This window comes from Salinispora mooreana (assembly GCF_000379065.1).
Taxonomy (GTDB): domain Bacteria; phylum Actinomycetota; class Actinomycetes; order Mycobacteriales; family Micromonosporaceae; genus Micromonospora; species Micromonospora mooreana.
In genome coordinates this window covers 50,650-66,613 of the sequence record NZ_KB900615.1, presented here as the reverse complement: position 1 = coordinate 66,613, position 15,964 = coordinate 50,650, and the positions used below count along the sequence as shown (strand labels likewise).

The 15,964-nt window shown below is 68.5% G+C and carries 18 protein-coding genes; 8 read left to right on the top strand and 10 right to left on the bottom strand.

What is annotated here, in order from left to right:
- The first annotated feature begins 657 nt into the window (after positions 1 to 657).
- Both SALPAC6_RS29585 and SALPAC6_RS0124915 read left to right on the top strand, forming a co-directional pair.
- Positions 658 to 795 (top strand): hypothetical protein, encoded by a 138-nt coding sequence (locus SALPAC6_RS29585; protein ID WP_018256017.1) that lies wholly within the window; start codon positions 658 to 660, stop codon positions 793 to 795.
- A 169-nt stretch (positions 796 to 964) separates the two neighbouring features.
- Positions 965 to 1,738 (top strand): type II toxin-antitoxin system prevent-host-death family antitoxin, encoded by a 774-nt coding sequence (locus tag SALPAC6_RS0124915; RefSeq protein WP_018256016.1) that lies wholly within the window; start codon positions 965 to 967, stop codon positions 1,736 to 1,738.
- On the opposite strand, the gene SALPAC6_RS28615 is transcribed toward SALPAC6_RS0124915, so the two are convergent.
- The gene (locus SALPAC6_RS28615; RefSeq protein ID WP_080636186.1) at positions 1,719 to 2,168 is read right to left on the bottom strand and encodes an HNH endonuclease; all 450 of its coding nucleotides are present in this window, start codon (positions 2,166 to 2,168) and stop codon (positions 1,719 to 1,721) included. The genes SALPAC6_RS0124915 and SALPAC6_RS28615 overlap by 20 nt on opposite strands.
- 303 nt (positions 2,169 to 2,471) lie before the next feature.
- Between SALPAC6_RS28615 and SALPAC6_RS0124905 the strand changes: the two genes are divergently transcribed.
- From SALPAC6_RS0124905 to SALPAC6_RS0124885, 5 genes are all read left to right on the top strand, one after another.
- Positions 2,472 to 2,867, top strand: a complete 396-nt coding sequence (locus SALPAC6_RS0124905) for a hypothetical protein (RefSeq protein WP_018256014.1) — start codon at positions 2,472 to 2,474, stop codon at positions 2,865 to 2,867.
- Positions 2,867 to 3,043 (top strand): hypothetical protein, encoded by a 177-nt coding sequence (locus SALPAC6_RS29800; protein ID WP_018256013.1) that lies wholly within the window; start codon positions 2,867 to 2,869, stop codon positions 3,041 to 3,043. The genes SALPAC6_RS0124905 and SALPAC6_RS29800 overlap by 1 nt, the downstream gene beginning before the upstream one ends.
- 275 nt (positions 3,044 to 3,318) lie before the next feature.
- Positions 3,319 to 4,305 carry a DNA-binding protein gene (locus SALPAC6_RS0124895; RefSeq protein ID WP_223874372.1) on the top strand — a complete coding sequence of 329 codons (987 nt, stop codon included), beginning with the start codon at positions 3,319 to 3,321 and terminating at the stop codon, positions 4,303 to 4,305.
- A 184-nt stretch (positions 4,306 to 4,489) separates the two neighbouring features.
- A complete protein-coding gene (locus tag SALPAC6_RS0124890; RefSeq protein ID WP_018256011.1) occupies positions 4,490 to 5,080 on the top strand; it encodes a recombinase family protein in 591 nt (196 codons plus the stop codon).
- A gap of 389 nt (positions 5,081 to 5,469) precedes the next feature.
- On the top strand, positions 5,470 to 5,649 hold the full coding sequence (locus tag SALPAC6_RS0124885) for a hypothetical protein (protein WP_026190068.1): 180 nt from the start codon (positions 5,470 to 5,472) through the stop codon (positions 5,647 to 5,649).
- Positions 5,650 to 5,926: 277 nt separating this feature from the next.
- Here SALPAC6_RS0124885 and SALPAC6_RS30905 read toward each other — a convergent pair whose 3' ends face one another.
- A complete protein-coding gene (locus SALPAC6_RS30905; protein WP_018223846.1) occupies positions 5,927 to 6,061 on the bottom strand; it encodes a hypothetical protein in 135 nt (44 codons plus the stop codon).
- A 91-nt stretch (positions 6,062 to 6,152) separates the two neighbouring features.
- Positions 6,153 to 6,962 (bottom strand): metal-dependent hydrolase, encoded by an 810-nt coding sequence (locus SALPAC6_RS0124875; protein WP_026190067.1) that lies wholly within the window; start codon positions 6,960 to 6,962, stop codon positions 6,153 to 6,155.
- Between the two features lie 465 nt (positions 6,963 to 7,427).
- Here SALPAC6_RS0124875 and SALPAC6_RS0124870 point away from each other — a divergent pair, with 465 nt between their 5' ends.
- Entirely contained in the window at positions 7,428 to 7,916 is a 489-nt protein-coding gene (locus SALPAC6_RS0124870; RefSeq protein WP_018256008.1) for an endonuclease domain-containing protein, read from the top strand.
- A 484-nt stretch (positions 7,917 to 8,400) separates the two neighbouring features.
- On the opposite strand, the gene SALPAC6_RS0124860 is transcribed toward SALPAC6_RS0124870, so the two are convergent.
- The 7 genes from SALPAC6_RS0124860 to SALPAC6_RS0124830 are packed head-to-tail and all read right to left on the bottom strand — an operon-like array spanning position 8,401 to position 15,841.
- Positions 8,401 to 9,429: a C40 family peptidase gene (locus SALPAC6_RS0124860; RefSeq protein ID WP_018256006.1), complete on the bottom strand. Its 1,029-nt coding sequence runs from the start codon at positions 9,427 to 9,429 to the stop codon at positions 8,401 to 8,403.
- Positions 9,426 to 10,922 carry a hypothetical protein gene (locus tag SALPAC6_RS0124855; RefSeq protein WP_018256005.1) on the bottom strand — a complete coding sequence of 499 codons (1,497 nt, stop codon included), beginning with the start codon at positions 10,920 to 10,922 and terminating at the stop codon, positions 9,426 to 9,428. Before SALPAC6_RS0124855 ends, SALPAC6_RS0124860 begins: the two co-directional genes overlap by 4 nt.
- Complete coding sequence (locus tag SALPAC6_RS0124850) at positions 10,922 to 12,448, bottom strand: SCO6880 family protein (protein WP_018256004.1); 1,527 nt, start codon at positions 12,446 to 12,448, stop codon at positions 10,922 to 10,924. The genes SALPAC6_RS0124855 and SALPAC6_RS0124850 overlap by 1 nt, the downstream gene beginning before the upstream one ends.
- Positions 12,445 to 13,845 carry a type IV secretion system protein gene (locus SALPAC6_RS0124845; protein ID WP_018256003.1) on the bottom strand — a complete coding sequence of 467 codons (1,401 nt, stop codon included), beginning with the start codon at positions 13,843 to 13,845 and terminating at the stop codon, positions 12,445 to 12,447. Before SALPAC6_RS0124845 ends, SALPAC6_RS0124850 begins: the two co-directional genes overlap by 4 nt.
- The gene (locus SALPAC6_RS0124840; RefSeq protein ID WP_018256002.1) at positions 13,838 to 14,665 is read right to left on the bottom strand and encodes a hypothetical protein; all 828 of its coding nucleotides are present in this window, start codon (positions 14,663 to 14,665) and stop codon (positions 13,838 to 13,840) included. Before SALPAC6_RS0124840 ends, SALPAC6_RS0124845 begins: the two co-directional genes overlap by 8 nt.
- Positions 14,662 to 14,955 carry a hypothetical protein gene (locus tag SALPAC6_RS0124835; protein ID WP_018256001.1) on the bottom strand — a complete coding sequence of 98 codons (294 nt, stop codon included), beginning with the start codon at positions 14,953 to 14,955 and terminating at the stop codon, positions 14,662 to 14,664. Before SALPAC6_RS0124835 ends, SALPAC6_RS0124840 begins: the two co-directional genes overlap by 4 nt.
- 16 nt (positions 14,956 to 14,971) lie before the next feature.
- Positions 14,972 to 15,841 carry a hypothetical protein gene (locus SALPAC6_RS0124830; RefSeq protein WP_223874370.1) on the bottom strand — a complete coding sequence of 290 codons (870 nt, stop codon included), beginning with the start codon at positions 15,839 to 15,841 and terminating at the stop codon, positions 14,972 to 14,974.
- Positions 15,842 to 15,964: the final 123 nt, after the last annotated feature.

Here is a 15,964-nt window from a genome sequence, read left to right as displayed (position 1 = left end):
CCATCGCGCGACGCCACGCGCCGAACGTCACACCCAAGCTGACCAGCAGCATTGCCAGCCAACACGCGCACGGGGGCGCGACAAAGCGCATGTGCGTTATCGCGCACGACATCCCTCGCAATACCGCGCACTATAGAGCGCACGACAAGCCTCATCACTCGACAAGTTATATTGTCAGCACCACAGTTAACGTAGTGGCAAACGATGTTGTCCACAACGGTGTGACATAGAGGGCGAACGCCATGGGACAAGTAGGTGTACACAACATTGGATACCAGGTAGTGCAAACCCTTGTGTCCAAGCTGGTGTCACGTATCGCAGAACAGACCGTACACGACAACGTTAGTGGCATCTCAGATGCCCGCTCTACCTGCAGCGACTCACCGCTCTGTTAGCGATCCTGACCGTGGCAGAAAGCCTGGCAAGCACCGCTGTGGTAGGCGCTGCACAACACGGGCAAATTATCCAGCGATCGGTAAGGCAGAGAGGGAATTGAACGGCAGGCTGCGCGCCTAAGATGGATGGCCGGGCCTAGTCAATCGCACAAGACCAGCCGATACGACCACAGCGGTCGGCCACCTCGCCGGGTTTCGGCATACACCATCGCCGGCTACCTCTGCTTTGCGGCGCACCTTCGGCAGATGATCAGGAGAGAACATGACCGCCAAGGCATGCACTCCGGTAGCGCTGACCGCATGGACCGAACGCAACGAGCGTCAGCAGAGGCACACCCTGCCAGCGATCTACCTCATCGACCAGCAGATCGAGCAGATTCGGCGCAGCGACGCACGCTGACGGCCGGCACGCTACTGCGCCGACTCCGGCTCCTGAGCCCAAGGACCCCGGCTGGCGGCGGGCGGGGCCTCGCCGGGTCTATGGTCCGGTAAATTTGTAAGGCACCTTGCGATCTATCTGCAAGATGCCTTACGCTTTTGGTATGGATGATGCTAGCAACGTTCCGCCTGTGTTCCGTTCCCTCGTGGACCGCCTCGGTCCGCCTGTGCCCCTGGAAAACGCGCGGTCCCGGTGGGCCGAACTGGTGGCGTCGGCCGAGGCCGGCACGGTCACCCTGATCACCCGCGGCGGCCGGGAATGGGCCGCGCTGGTGCCGATGGCCGAGGTGGCCGAGCCGGTGGCTTGGATGCCGATGTGGCCGCTATCGGAGGCCCGCGCCAAGCTCGGCGACGTGATCTACGAGAGTCACGCCAGGACTCAGGTACTCACCCGGCACCGGAAGCCGGTCGCCGCAATCGTCGACGCCACCGTGCTGCTCCATCGGCCGACCCCGGCGGACCGGCTCCCGGTCGAGACGCTGCTGGCCGCCGGCCACCGGATCATCCTTGAGCACGACCCTGACGGCGAGGACGCCGGGGAGGACTACTGTGCCACGGCCGTGGCGGTGACCGGCGCGACCGTTGCGGTCGGTGTCGGCCCGTCCGTGGGGGAAGCGCTGTTGCGCCTTGCCGCGCCCGACTACGAGGGCACGCTGGTCATCTGGTACGTCATGCGTGGCGATTCGCCGTTCGCAGCTGCGGCCGACCCGCAACTGGTCGGTGTGGACATCCCGGTCCGGGTCCTGGACTGGGCCGAGGCTCACGGTCTGGGCGAAGCCGACCCGGATGTGTACCTCCTGGTAGCCCCAGCCGATGAGGCCGGCCGCCTCGATGGCGAGGTGGCGACCCTGACGGACGTGCTGCCCCCAGAGACGGTGGCGCAGATCAGGGCCGAAATTGGCTAAGCCCGTGGAGGCGAAGAAGTTCCGCCGCGACCTTGGGTGAGCGGGAGGCGGCGTACGCAGTCCGCGAGGGGCACCACTGGTCGAGCAGCTTCGCGCGCTTGTCGTTGTTGCAGTCATCGCAGGCGGGGGTGAGGTTGTCGGCGATGTCGAGGCCGCCGCGGCTGATCGGACGGATGTGGTCTGCCTGAAGGGAAGGCGCACCGCAGTAGGTGCAGGGCCCGGTAGCGAGGTCGTGTCGCTCTTTGGCGGTTACCGCCAGCGGTGTATCCCGGGCGGCGGCGAGCCGTGCTGCCCTGATCGCGGAGGCTCTGGCCGCGTGGGCCCTGTCGCTACAACGAGCGCACAGCGTTTTAAGCTCGCTGCCCTTGCGCCCACTCGGGATCCAGTGGCGACCGCATTCGGCGCAAGCTTTGCCGAACCTGACGGCCATCGGATCCTCGGGCGGCTGCGGCCTACGTACCGCCCGTCGCCGAGTGCTCATGGCCCGGATCGTAGGGCCGAGGTACGGCAGCTCGACGGTGCGCGCGGAGCGCATCAAGGACGAGCTCGGTGTTGCTGGCTGAGCTGCGCCGTGCCCGCTCGAACCGGGCCATCAGCGGCGCCGGGACGCTGAGGACCGTCGGACTGAAGGGCCCGTGTTGCAAGTCGGCGTCGTTGGGGGCTGCGAGGTGAATCCATGCCGCGGGTGCATTTTTGTCGTGCACTATTAGAGTTTGTGTCGTACACTAATTCTATGACGCAGACGACCGCCACCACCGTTACCTACTGGCACATCGCCGACGCCAGCTACAACGGCGGTCCGCTGGTCTGCCGTGACTCCCTGGCCCGGGCCGGCAACGCGCCCGCGTGGAAGTGGGGCGACGATGCCCCCGACGGGTTCGACGGCGACGTGGTCTGCCTCTTTGCGGACACGCCACGGGGACGTACCGAGGCGGACTGGCTCTGGCACGAGCACCAGGCGTTTCATTTGCTCCGCGTCGATGTCCCGGCCGACGTGCACGACGACGTGATGACCACCGTCGCCGAGGGCTACCCGGCCGTGCGGGACGAGATCCCCGCCGAGTGGATTACCCACGTTCGTGCCGGCTACGACGAGCGGGCGATCCGCCGGGAGGGTGACGAGTACTGATGCCGGAGCCGAAGCGCCGTGGTCGACCCAAGACCACCGGAACAACCCCGCCCCTGAACATTCGTGTCCCCCAAGACGTGCAGGACGCCGCCCGGGAGGCCGCCAAGAAGCGCGGTGAGCGGTTCGCCGTTGTCGTAACCCGCCTGCTCGCCGAGTATGCAAGGGAAGGCCAGTGACCACAGAACGCACCGCCACCGTCTCCCAGCTCGCCGCACGCTACGGCGTACATCAGTCCAAAGTCTACGAGTGGTTGAGGGAGCGCTCCGGCATCCGGGCAGTCAACGACCGCCGACCCGCGCGGTATCGCCTCACGGAGGTCGACGCAGCATGGGCGCGACGCCTTCCGGGCGTTGAAGCCGTCCCTGACGGTATGGCTACCGTCAAGATGCTAGCTGCGCAGCTTGGCCTGCAAGTGGGTAGCGTCCAAGCTCAGATCAGGGCCTATCGTCAGGTGTTCCAGCCCGCCGGTTACGTGCGGGCCGCCCGAAGGGCACCCGTTGCCTACTATGACCGGCAGCATGCCCTGGCGTGGCTGAGCCGCAACCGCCCGCCGGAGGCACTACCGGCTGGTCTTGCGGCTGAGCTGCGGAGTCTGCACGCCGAGCGCAGCCCCGAATTTGCGGGTGCCCTTCGGGCGGCAAACGATGCTGGATGGACGCTGGCGGTCATCGGCCAGGCCCTTGGCTTGACCCGGCAGGCTGTGCACAGTCACATCCAGCGCTGCGCAAAGCAGGATGACAAGTCGGACCGGGGGCGGTGGACATGCCCCGGCCGTCACTGCGGCTCCTACCAGGGCTACAAGTACGGCTGCCGCAAAACTGCCTGCACCATCGCCGTTGCGCCCTACAGTGCGGCTCGACGGGCGGCAGCTGGCGCGGTGGGGCGCAAATCCATCGACGAGCCCGCCTTGCAGCAGATCCTTACTGCGGTCCGTGGTGGCACCTCGCTCACGGTGGCGTGCGAGACGGCTGGGGTCAGCCCGCACCGACTGGGCGGTGCTCGCCGTAGTCACCCCGAGTACGACGCCGCGCTGGTCCAGGCCTCCCAAGAGGGCGGCCTGATCCCGCCGCTGCGTCCGGTGCGTCAGCTCCACTGCCCGCAAGACTGCGGCACGGTCGGCTACGCCCTCGGCTGCCGGGAGGACATCTGCACGCAGGCACACTCGGCTGCCATCCAAGGATCCCCGTCCCGTCAGTACGCCACACCAGCCCGCCGATTTGGTCCTGAGGACCGTGAGGCCGTACTTCAGCACCTACGCAGCGGGCTCACGATCATGGAAGCTGTTGCCGCTACCGGATGGTCGTACGACGCCCTGTCCAACGCACGCAAGAACGACACGGCGTTCGACGCCGCGGTCATCGACGCGAGGGAGGCGGGGCGCCAGAGCGGTGAGCCGGGTGACCGGCCCCGCCCGGTGAGCCGGGTCGACCACCGCTGAGCCAGAGCGCGGCGCAACGCGCCCGCTCGGTCAGCGCAGCAACGAGGGTGTCCGTTGGGCGAACCCTCAACGGACACCCGCCGGCAGTACCGACGGCACGCGTCCACCAGCGACGAAGACTGTCTCAGATAGGGTGTCCGGTGGTTTGTCCGGTGATGGGGGGCTATCCGTTACGCTGCGGCCCGTGACCGCTGTGCTGATCGGATACGCCCGCTGCTCGACCGACAAGCAGGACTTGGAGGCCAACCGCCAGATCCTGCTCGACCTCGGGGTGCCGGCCGAACGGATCTACCTTGACCGTGCGTACTCCGGCACCAGCCGCGCCCGGCCCGGCCTGGACCAGGCCCTCGCCGCCGTGCGGCCCGGTGACACGCTCGTTGTACCGAAGCTGGACCGGCTCGCTCGGTCCGTGCCGGACGCCCGGCAGATCGGTGACTCCCTCGCCGCGCGCCGCATCCGGCTGCAGCTGGGCACGATGGTCTACGACCCGACTGACCCGATGGGCAAGATGTTTTTCAACATCTTGGCCACCTTCGCCGAGTTTGAGGTCGATCTACTACGGATGCGGACCCGGGAGGGCATGGCCATCGCCCGGGCCAAGGGCAAACTCAAGGGCCGGGCACCGAAGCTGTCGGCCCCACGGCAGGCGCATCTACTCAAGCTGCACGCTGCGGGGGAGCACACCGTTGCCGAGCTGGCCGAGCTGTTCGAGGTGTCGCGCCAGACGGTGTACCGGGCGCTAGAGCGTGCCCGGGCTCGCCGCGACGCTCGGTGACGTCGTCGACCACCAGGACGACGACACCGCCTGATCGGCCCCGGTTCGATCCCCTGCTCGTCAGACCAAAGCAACGATAACGGGCCTACGGCGATCGCCGTAGGCCCGTTTGCACGGAACTAATCAGTCAAGACCAAGTTTCGCGGGTTGTTTGTTATTGGGCACCGACCTACAGGCGCAGTTGGAGCTGGCCAGCCGAGGGCTGACGCCTGCGGGCCGCCGGATGCTCAGCCATCGACCATCGGACAACCAGTTCTGGGCGTCCGGTACTGTGTGGATCCGGTGTATTCGACCGTCTGATCTCCCGACTCGATGCCACGGCGGGCCCGCAGGATCGCGGGGGGCCTTTTGGGCTTCCGTAGCGAGGTAGCCGAGGGAAGGGGTCGATGGTGGAATCACCCGAGGAACAGGAAAAGCGCAAGATCGCCTTAGCTGTAGAGCTTGGCGTGGCCTGTGAGCTGGTCTCTGCCTTTGAGGCACTGACCAGCAACGAGGAGCCCAACCTGGGGGTTGGACTCCTCGTGCTGATCCTGTTGCTCAACGTGAGCAGCAACTCACGTAAGAGCTAAATGCAGGGGACGTCGTTGCCAGTTGGTAGCGGCGTCCCTCGAAAATAGTAGCTAACTAGCAAGTATTTATTTCTACTGGGTTCGAAGTGCCGGCCACTGGTACATCTAGCGCCGCGGCAGCGCGTCGATCACGTGATCAGCGCCGCTGAGCTGCGCTTCACGTCGACTGGGCCCAGTGCTTACGCTGATGCCCCCGCTTGCTCCAGGGCCGCTGCCGCCGGGCTGCACGGGTCCGGCCGGAGGTGAAGTTTCGTACAGACGCCCCGGCGTAGGGCCGCTATTGGTGCTTGCTGACGTAGGCGAAGAACAGCAGCATCAGGATCAGCCCGAACCAGAAGTTCCAGATCGAGTTCAGGCGGTAGTAGCCGCGGACCGGCTTCCCGCCTCGCTTGTGTGCCTTGACGAAGGGCATGACAGCTCCGTGATCTCGCCACTACTAGCAGACGCTCATCGATACCACGGTGCGGTGACAAGACCCCACCGAGCGGGAACCCTCCGGCTGCCTACGCGGTCGCCAGCATCCATGTGCTGAACCCGCCCGCGAGCACGAGCGCCGGCACTACCAGCAGCAGCTCCACCGCCGACCCGGTGCGAAACCGTAACGGCGCCCACATACCCAACGCCGCCCACCGGCAGCCCCGTACCCGAATCGGCCACAACAGCGGAACCCGCGAGTGCGTCAACGCGTCGCCGAGGGAATGAGTCAGGCAACCCAACCCCAACGGCACACCCAGCCACCACCAACCACCCCCAGGGCCCGGCAGCGCCGCCGCCATCACCCCGACAAGCAGCCCCACCCCCGCCGCACCGAACATCCCCCGCGCACGCCGGCGCAGCAACCCACGCGCCGCCAACGCCGCCGACAACCCGGCGACAACCGCCGCGGCCACATCTCCCCCCAGCCAGCACACCAGCGACACCACCAGGCCGGCGGCCACCGCGAACACCAGCGTGTGAGTCACCGCCCGATGCCCACCCCGACCCGCACAACAACCACAAGACGAGCGCCGCAACGCTGCAGCCCCCGCCGCCGTCCCCCGGGCGATCACACGCGTCACCGGACCCAACGACCGAGCAACAACCGACCCCGGATGATCAATATCTGGCAGCAACGCGGCACCCGCAGCAACCGCCGCACCCACCACAACCGTCCCCGCCGCAGGCTGGGCACCCCACACCGCGGCCCCCGCACACCCACACAGCCACACCACCGCCCCGGACAGCGCGTGAGATCGCCCCATCACCGTGGCACCACCCCGATCCGCCCACGCTCCACACCAGACGAGAGAAAGCATCGCAGAAGGCAGTGACATTGACGCATCGCAGTCGAGTGCGGGGCGGTGGGAGCAGGCGAGCCGGGCCGCTTAGGTGGAATCGGCATCAGCCCCGCACAGTCGAGCAGCCCTAGCCCCAGCCGGGTACCGTCCGCGCGGGGGCGTACCGCTCCGCCTGGCCTTTGAAGTCGACCAGCGGTGCCGGCGATCAGGATCGTGTATCGCTGAGAGGTGTCGGTGGCGGTGAGGGGATTCGTGGTGACCCATCAGGTACCCGCCGACGATCCAGCAGCGTTAGCGGCTGCGGTTCGCCTGGCCAGCGACGGTGTTGTCGTGCAACTGCTTCGTGACGGGGTCGTGATCGCCAGTGTCGTTTCAGCCAGCGATCAAGATCCACAATTGTCACAGCAGCAGCGGTGCGATTTTGACCCTTTTCCGCCGCTCGCGACCGAGCAGATGTGTCCACACTTGGGGGCATGGCCAGCCGATTCGCCGACTGCTGCGGTGGGCGTCGACGGCCGCTACCACCTGCGGGACTCGCGCACCGGTCAGGCGCGCTGTCACTATCAACGGGGCCTGCCGTTACAGGGGCAGCCGGTCCCGCTCCTGGCCGTACCGGTCACGCAGCGGTGCCGTAACCGCACCGTGTGGCCAGCCGCGGAGGCCGTACGGCACAATCCCGGGCCACTGCAGACATGGCCCGACGACCGTCCGCCGCGTTGGTACGTCTGGGGAGTTCTCTTCGCCGAGCAGCGCGGCGTGTGCGCGATCTGCCGCCGCGCTACCCCTCGCGTCATCGACCACGATCACGACACCGACTTGGTCCGTGGGCTGCTCTGCTACCCCTGCAACAACGACGAGCCGAAATGTTGCTTTCCCGCCTACCGGTTTGCCCCGCCGGCTGGTTCCCGCCGCTGGCGGTACTCGCTCTTGCGTACCAGCGGTCGGTCAACATCCGCGCTCAAGGGCAACGGGGCCGCGCCCGCCGGGTGATGACCTTCACTAGCCCATGCTGAACAGTGACTTCAGCAGGTCGTAGGCCATATTCCCGAGGACTCCCAGTGCCATCTGTCCAGTAGTCAGAAGCGATAGCCGGATGAGGTTGCTCAGGTGATCCACCTTTTTGCGGTGCTTCCCGGCGTACCGTCTTCGCCTGATGCTCCTCCGCAGGCGACAGTCCGGTTGGGGGCGACCTTGGTGTTTTGATTTTGGGCAGGTTCGGCTAGGCGATCGCCTAGTGGCGCGTGTGGCGGCTCAAGGGGTTAGCCGCTCCTGCCTGCCCTGGACACAGGTTCAGTGTACGTGAGGGTTGCCCACCCCGCTCCTTGCCGCTGTAGCCGGCCGTGACGGTCGTGGCACAAGCCCTCAGGTGCTGCCGCGGTGCTTCCGGTCCTCGCGCCTGGCGGCGCTGCGGTCCGGGTCACCTTGCCCCTGATGCCTCCGTGCCCGGCCGCCATGGTGGGTTTCGGGCGTGTGGCTACTGGGCTGTGACTGGGCGGCGTATCGCGACGATCTGCGATGCCCACGATGACACCGCTGTCACCTTTACAACGTCGCCGCTGCTGGGCGCCTGCACGAGGTAGTGCTTGCCGTCTCCGCCAACCCCGATGTACATACCCACATGTCGTGGTGTTGAGGGGGTGCCGAGGCTGCCGGGGATGAAGATCAGGTCGCCGGGTTGGATGGCTGCCAGGCCCGGGACGGCGACGCCTGTGTCGACCTGGTTGTAGGTGACTCGGGGGATGGCCACGCCGGCGGCGGCCCATGCCTGTTGCATCAGGGAGGAGCAGTCCCAGGTGTCCGGCCCGTTGGCGCCGAAGACGTAGGGCTCACCGAGCTGGGCGAGGGCGAAGCCTACCGCTGCGTGCTGTTGGGCGTTGTTCGGGAGTTGGTAGCCGTCGGGGATACCGCCGCCAGCGGTGAGGGCCGGGTCGCCAGCTCCGCCGGAGCACACCATGACCGCCGCTGCTCCCGGCCAGAACCGTTCGGTGAGGGCGTGGGCGAGGGTTTCCCATTGGGCGTACTCACCGCGTAGGTCGGCTCGGGGAATCTGCACGTCGGCCGCGACGTCGGTTAACGGCCGGGTCTGCCAGTTGTCCTGCGTGACCAGCTTGGCGAGGAACGCCGTCGTCGACTTGACCGGGTCGCCGGCGGTGGCCGCACCGTAGATCGATATTCGCTGCTGGAACAGGCCGATTGAGTCGTGGTCGTTGTTGCCCCCGAGGTGGGGCAGGTTCCGCAAGGTGCTCTCCTGCATGGCGGTCGCTAACGCGATGACCGCGGCGCGGGCGGGGAGTTGCTGTTGCCGCACGACGCCGACGATGAGTTGCGCGTTGGCGAGCTGTTCGGCGGACAGGTCGACGTCTTCGACGGTGGTGGCTGTGCCACCGGGGCCGCAGTTTTGGCCGGCGCTGGCGGTGGTGGCCGCGATCATGATGATGGTCATGGGCACGGCCAGCCATACGACCAGCGCCGGGATCAGCCACCACCACGCGCGCCGTGTCATGAGGTCGCTACCAGCGCCGTGTTGGTGTAGGTCAACTCTTCCTCCGACGCGGTGCGGACGGTGGTGACCTTGCAGAGCCGGTCGCCGACTCGCCACACGGCGCGGCCGACGCGTTGGCGGGCCCAGCCGGAGACCCAGTCGCGGGCGATGTCGCCCAGGCCCACCAGCTCCGACAGTTCCTCGGCGATGCCAGGGTCCTGCGCGAACATGACCTTGGTGTCGCACAGGGCCATCATGTCCCTGGCGATGGCGACCTCTTGAGAGCCGGCTGCGCCGACTGACAGCAGGTCAGAGGGCTTGTGCGCCACGACGAGTTGGACTTCGCCGTCGTTGCGGGACAGCCGCAGGTCAGCGTCAAGGCTCTGTACGGCGCCGATGCCCAGGCGCATCTGTCGCCACACCTCATCACGCACCACGATGGTGATCTGGCCTGGTTGTCGTAGGTCGGTCATGGCTCTGGCCCACGAGTTGGTGCAGGCCAGCGCGACTCCGATGGCCTCGTCGCCGAGGTCGGTGAGCCGTTTGAGTGACAGTGACTGGATCGGCGCGTTCCAGTCCAGGTCGATGGTGGTTTCGGCGTCGAACAGTCCGGCCAGCGCGCCGCGGACCAGCGCGCCGAGCGCGTCAGTGGCCTGACGTGTTTCGTCGATCATGTGCTGTTGGGAGGCGTACCGGCAGGCGTGGGCCAGCTCCGGAGTCGGCCGGGCGAGCGCGTCGTGGATCTCGGGGATCGTCACGGTGCGCAGACGACCGTCGCCGTTTGCCCAGCCGGACCTGTCGGCGAGGACAGTGGCCAGGGCGTGTTCGTCGGCGGGGCTCACCTCGACTCCGCGGGCGCCGATAAGCGCTTTGAGGAGCACCACCCATCGGGCGAAGATCAGCGCGGCGCGGGACGTGCGTTCGGCCGCGGGGAGGGCTGTCCATCCGGCGCCCAGGGGACCAAGGTCGAGCGGGTTGATCCGGGCGGTGAGCCCCAACCCCAGGGAGATCGGTTCGACGCCGACCGCCCGGCACAGCACCTCGTATTCGGCTTTGACGTCACCGGCGATCAGGGTGCGCGCACCGAACAGCATGGACCGCAGTAGGAAGAGCTTGACTGCGGTGGATTTTCCTTGGCCGGGTTTACCGAAGAAGATCAGGTTGGGGTTGCTGACGATCTGGTCCAGGACCCAGCCGACCGGGTTGCAGTAGAAGCCGCCCCCGGTCAGCGCGTCGTAGCCGATGAGGGCGCCGGTGGGCGGCAGACCGTTGCTGGTGACGAAGGGGAAGATGCCGCCGATTTCCGCGCTGGAGGCCCGGTAGACGGCCAGGGGCGCTGGGACTGGTGCCCATCCGTGGCCCTTGCGGCGTCGTCCTCGCCGGGGGGCGTCGGGGCGCAGCAGCCGTGACTCCCGGGTGCGGTCGATGCCCGCTGGCGCTGGTGCTGGGGCGGGCAGTTGTCCGCCGTGATCTGTGACCAGGTCGGCCAGGCTGCGCCCGGTGTTGCGTGTCATCACATCTCCCGGTCGGGTAGGCCGATGCCCAGGGGCAGGGTCGCGGCGGTGAACCCGGTGTCCTGCGCCAGGTCCAGGCGCAGCAGCCGGAAGAAGCAGCTGCGGGCGGTTGCCTCCAGGCGGGCGGCGTGGTCTTCGACCGGCCACGTCGATGGCACGGTCACGGACGCGGCGCCGGCGACGCGCACCATGGTGTGCCCGGCGACGATCTGCTGCTCGTGCGCGGCGGCTTCGGCCTGGCGCCGGTGCTGCTGACGCCCGACACGGAACCCGCGGCGCTGACGCACGTCCGCGGCGATCTCGCTGCGCCAGATCTCCTGCTCAACCTGCCGTGCGGACTTGTCGGGGTTCAGCGGCTCGTAGTGCAGCGCGACGCACCGTCGCTCTCCGGGGGCCGATGGGGCCAGGATGCCCGCCAACGCGCCGACCCGGGCGGGTAGCTGGGGCAGCAGCAGGGCGAACGAGACGGTGGTGAAGGCGTCGTGGACGTATGACCGGGCGGGTGGGGCCGGCGCGTTGGCCGGGCCTGCAGCGCCCACCGCCACACCGGTGACTGTGGGCCGGCCCCGCCGGTGTTCCTGTCGGGCCTGTTCGAGTACGGCGGCGTCGGCCGGGTTGTAGCCGGTGCGGATCGCGTCGGCGACGTCTTCGGTGTGCAGCCACTGCACAGCGGTCGCCCCCATGCCCCGCAGGTGCCCCTCCATCTCTTGCAGGTGCCGGTACAGCACCCGGGCCCGGCCCTCAGCGCCGCCTCCGGCCTGTCGGGCCTGCCCACGCACGCGCGTCTCGGAGATGCTGATCGTGACGAACACCTCGTGTCGGACGGCCGCCGAGACCACGGCTTGTTCCAGCTGGGCGCTGATCTGCTGCACCAGCGCGGGAGCGGTGGCAGAGACGTGGTCGGCCATCCACGCCGCGCGGTGCGCGCCGTCGTCGGGCACGGTGCGGATCATGATGCTGACCCGGGACACCTGTTCGCCGCGGGCGGCGGCGGCGAGCATCCCGCCGAGTTGGTCGGCGTAGCGGGACCGGGTTTGTTCGTCGAGGTCACCCAGGCCCGGGTGGGTGATGCGGGCTACCGCCGTCCACTGGCCTGCCCGCGGGTCCTGGATGACGCAGATGCGCTGCAGCAGCGAGCCGTATGGCGGTCCGTCATGCAGCCGCAGCCCGGCCAACACTCCGGGGAGGTCCACCGTGTCCAGGTCCTGCGGGGTAGCGGCGCCGGTGGCCGCCTGAGACCGCCACCGAGACCACCCCGTGGCCCTGCCTGCTGCGAACAGCACCACATCGGTGAGCCAGCGCACCGCGGGCCGCCCGCGTACGGGCACGACCACCAGCGCGAGCGCCACCAGGACCAGCGGTAGCAGCTGGGCGAACAGCATCCACCGGCCGTTGCCGACGGCGAGTAGCAGCGGGAAAACGGTCAGCATCACCAGCAGCAGCTGCCAGGTGCGCAGCCCCATGAACCAGCCGAACGACTCTCTGGTCCAGCCGCTGTACGTGCGTGGTGCACCGGTCGTGGTCATAGCGCCACCGCCGCCGCCTCGCCGGCTTCTTCGGCCACCGCTTTACGTTCGGCCGCGCTGCTTTTGCCGGTTTTCTCGTCGCCGTCAGATGCCGGTGTGGGGATGGCGTCCGCGGGCTTCGTCGGGTTCGGCGTCGGGTTGGCCGGCGCAGGTTGCGAGGATGCGGGCGAACTTCCGCCGCTGTCGCCTCCGGGCGCGGTGTCGACGGAGGTGGAGTCGTCGTCATCGCTGTCATCAGCGTCGCCGAGCTCGGAGTTCACTGTCGTGCTGTTGTCTCGGCTGGAGTCCGGCCGGCCCGGGTGCCCGGCGCCGACGGCGTCGAGGATGCCGCTGGCGCCGGCGGCGATGTTGCCGGCGGTGGCGCCCCACTGGGTGGGGCTCATGGCCGCCCACGCCGCCTCAAAGCGCGACTCTCCGGCGGACTCGGCGCTGCCCTCACTGCTACCGGCCGAGCTACCGCCACCGCCGCCGCCGGTGGCGACGTCGGAGAAGAAGTTGCGCAGCGCGGCCCCTGACGCCGAGTTCGGATCGACAAAGGCGAACATCTTGAACAGGGCGATCGGGGTGCACAGCGCCACGATCAGCACCATGCCGGCGACTGTGGCGGCCACCGCGGCCTCGACCGCACCCTGCTGCTGTCCGTCCGCGCCCGCGGCGGCTTCCGCGAGTTTCATGCCGATCACGACGGCCAGGGCGATGGCCGGCGTCATCATCAGCAGGGCGAACGCCCAGCGCAGCGCGGTCCAGAACCATTTGCGGGTCGCGTCGCTGATGAGCCCGGCCGCGACGATCGGGATCGTCGCGGCCAGGAGCACAATCGCGGCGTTGCGGGCCAGCGCCTCGATCAGGAACCCCAGCGCGGCCGGGATGATGCACAGCAGCGCGATGAGTCCCAGCCCCACGCCGGAGACCCCGTTGACCGCGTTTTCCAGGATCGAGTTGTGGCCGTTGATGCCCTGCCAGCTGTCGACTCCCAGGCCGGTGGACAGGATCTCGTGGGAGATCGCGTCGCTGGCCTTCACCGCCATGCCCAGCATGCCCAGCCCGGCGATGCTGGCCACGGTGTACTGGGCCAGGCCGATGAACAGCCGGGCGAAGCCACGGCCGCCGCTCATGACGCCCCGGGCTGTCTGTACCCAGGCCATGACCACCAGCACGGTGGCACCCACACCGCCAGCGACCGGCATGATTCCGGAGACCAGCTCGACGTTCGGGGACATGTACGTGTCGATGATGCCGAGCGCACCACCGAGCAGCTCTGACGCGAAGTCCCAGATGGCCCTCATCGCCGCGTCGAACGCCTGACCTGCCGCATTGGTGGCCGCGTCACCGAGCCCGTCGAGGATCGGCTCGATCGGGTTGGGGATGGGGATTTCTGGGATCGGTGCCCTAAGCACGGATGAGCTCCTTCCAGCCGCCGCGCACGGCGTCCGCGCTGCCCGGCCACGCGTGCGGCGGGTACGCCGGTTGCCCGCCGGGGCCGATGCGCCACCGGCCGTCATGCCACACCATGCGCTGGCAATCTGCGACGCCGGCCCGAGCCGAGGTGGCGGCTGAGACGGTCAACTCACCCAGCACGCACACCACAGCGAAATCCGGTCCGTCGGTGCCCTTGATCTGCCCCTGCACAACCGCGTAGCTCGCCCGCGCCGTGCGGGCGTCCTCAGTGCCGCCCAGACTGGAGATCAGCGCCCGCACACCGACTGCCGGTGACCACTCGACCTCAGGGACGGCGCCGGGCATCGCGGCCCAGGCGTAGACCTCCCGCACCCGTGCCATGTCGGTGGTGGACATCGCCGCCTCATCGATCGCGGCCAGCTGGCCCAGCGCGCCCTCCGGTGTCTTCGGAAATCCGGAGGCAGCCGGGGGGCCACCGGGCACGACAGCGCCGGTGGGCGCTGGCACGACGATCGGCGGGCCGGCCGTGTCGGCGACCAGCGGCTGAGGCTGCGCCGCGGACTCCGGTAGCTGCATCATCGGCTCCGCCGCGATCTCGTCGCGGCGAGCCTGCGACTCGCTCTCCCCGGCCGGCGGGGCGCTGCCGTCCGGTGTGCTGGCAGGAGCCGAGGTAGAGGCACGCGGAGCGTCACCGTCGCCGTTCATCGTGGTGCGGATGACCACGACGACGCCGGCGCACAGCACCAGGAGCATCACGGCCACGACGCCGAGCACCAGCAGTGCCCGCGTTCGGCCGGGAGCCTGCGGGGCGGCGCTCATCCGGTGATCGAGGTGATGATCGCGAAGATCGACACGTACACCACCGCGCCACCCAGGGCGCTCAACAGGATGCCGATGCCGATCTTGCTGGCGCCGTGGTGGCTGAACACCCGGCCGCCGGCGATAGCACCGGCACCGACCAGGCCCGCGGCGAGGATGACCAGCAGCACACCCCACTTCAGGTACGAGATCAGCGTGGACACCGGTTCGTCGACATTCGGTGGTGCCTGAGGAGCCGGATCCGGCACCGCCCCCAACACCCCAACGAGGTCCAGAACGTGATGCAACATGTGTCCTTTCAAAGGCTTACCGAGACAGCGGGAATCGGCGACGCTTCGGCGCGGCCGGTGGGGCGATGAGGTCGGCCAGGTGCCCGCCCAGGCCGTGAAGGAGCGTGGAGGCAGCGGGCACAGACTCGGCGGGAGCAGCCGTAGTGCCCCACCCGGACACCACGTGTTCCGGGCTGAGCGGCGCGAACACCGCAGGGTCGCGGACCTGGCACATCAGGCGGCCGAGGCTACTGCGGACCTGCGTCGGCCAGCTGGCCGCGCCCAGCGCGACGACCCGCCGCACAGGAGTCAGCATCCCCAACTGCTCGCCGACCTGGTAGCGAGTGAGCAGCACCTCCGCCAACGCGGTAGACGCCATCGTGGACCGTGCGACCAGCACCGGGTAGGTGGACACCGGATTCCCGGCACACCACGCCAGAGCGCCCATCGGAGACGACGGCATCATCAGCCGCCACACGTCCCAGCCCACGTCAACCACGGTCAGGTCGAACTCCCCGGCAGCGGCGGCCACCCACGCATGGACCCGGGGCACAGCGTCGGCGAGCAGCGGCGTACCCATGCTCACCAGACGGCGCACGTCCAGTGCGCCGCGCGCCGTCGCCCTCGCGGCGAGGCGGATCGACGCCTTACCCTCGCCCGTGGCCACCGACCGGCCCTCCCGCTGGCAGACTCCCGCCAGCCCCGAGCGGGCAGGATCCGCGCAATCGATCAGCAGCACCCGCGCGCCGGCGGCGGCAGCCGTGTCCGCCAGCGTCAACGCCACCCCCGAGGCCCCAGCCTGCGGGTGCGCCCCGATCACCGGCACGAGCACGCCAAGACCCAACTCGCTCGGGTCAACGGCCCACACCGGCGGCACGGGAAGCAGCCGCTGCGCTTCTGTACTCAATGACAATCCCCCGTTTGGACTGGCCGACAGTGGAGAAACTTACAAGCGTTCTTCGCGTCGGCGCTCAGCGCATGCCTGCGGCAGCGCAGCGTAACGATCGGTCGCAGTAGATGCTGGGCTCTG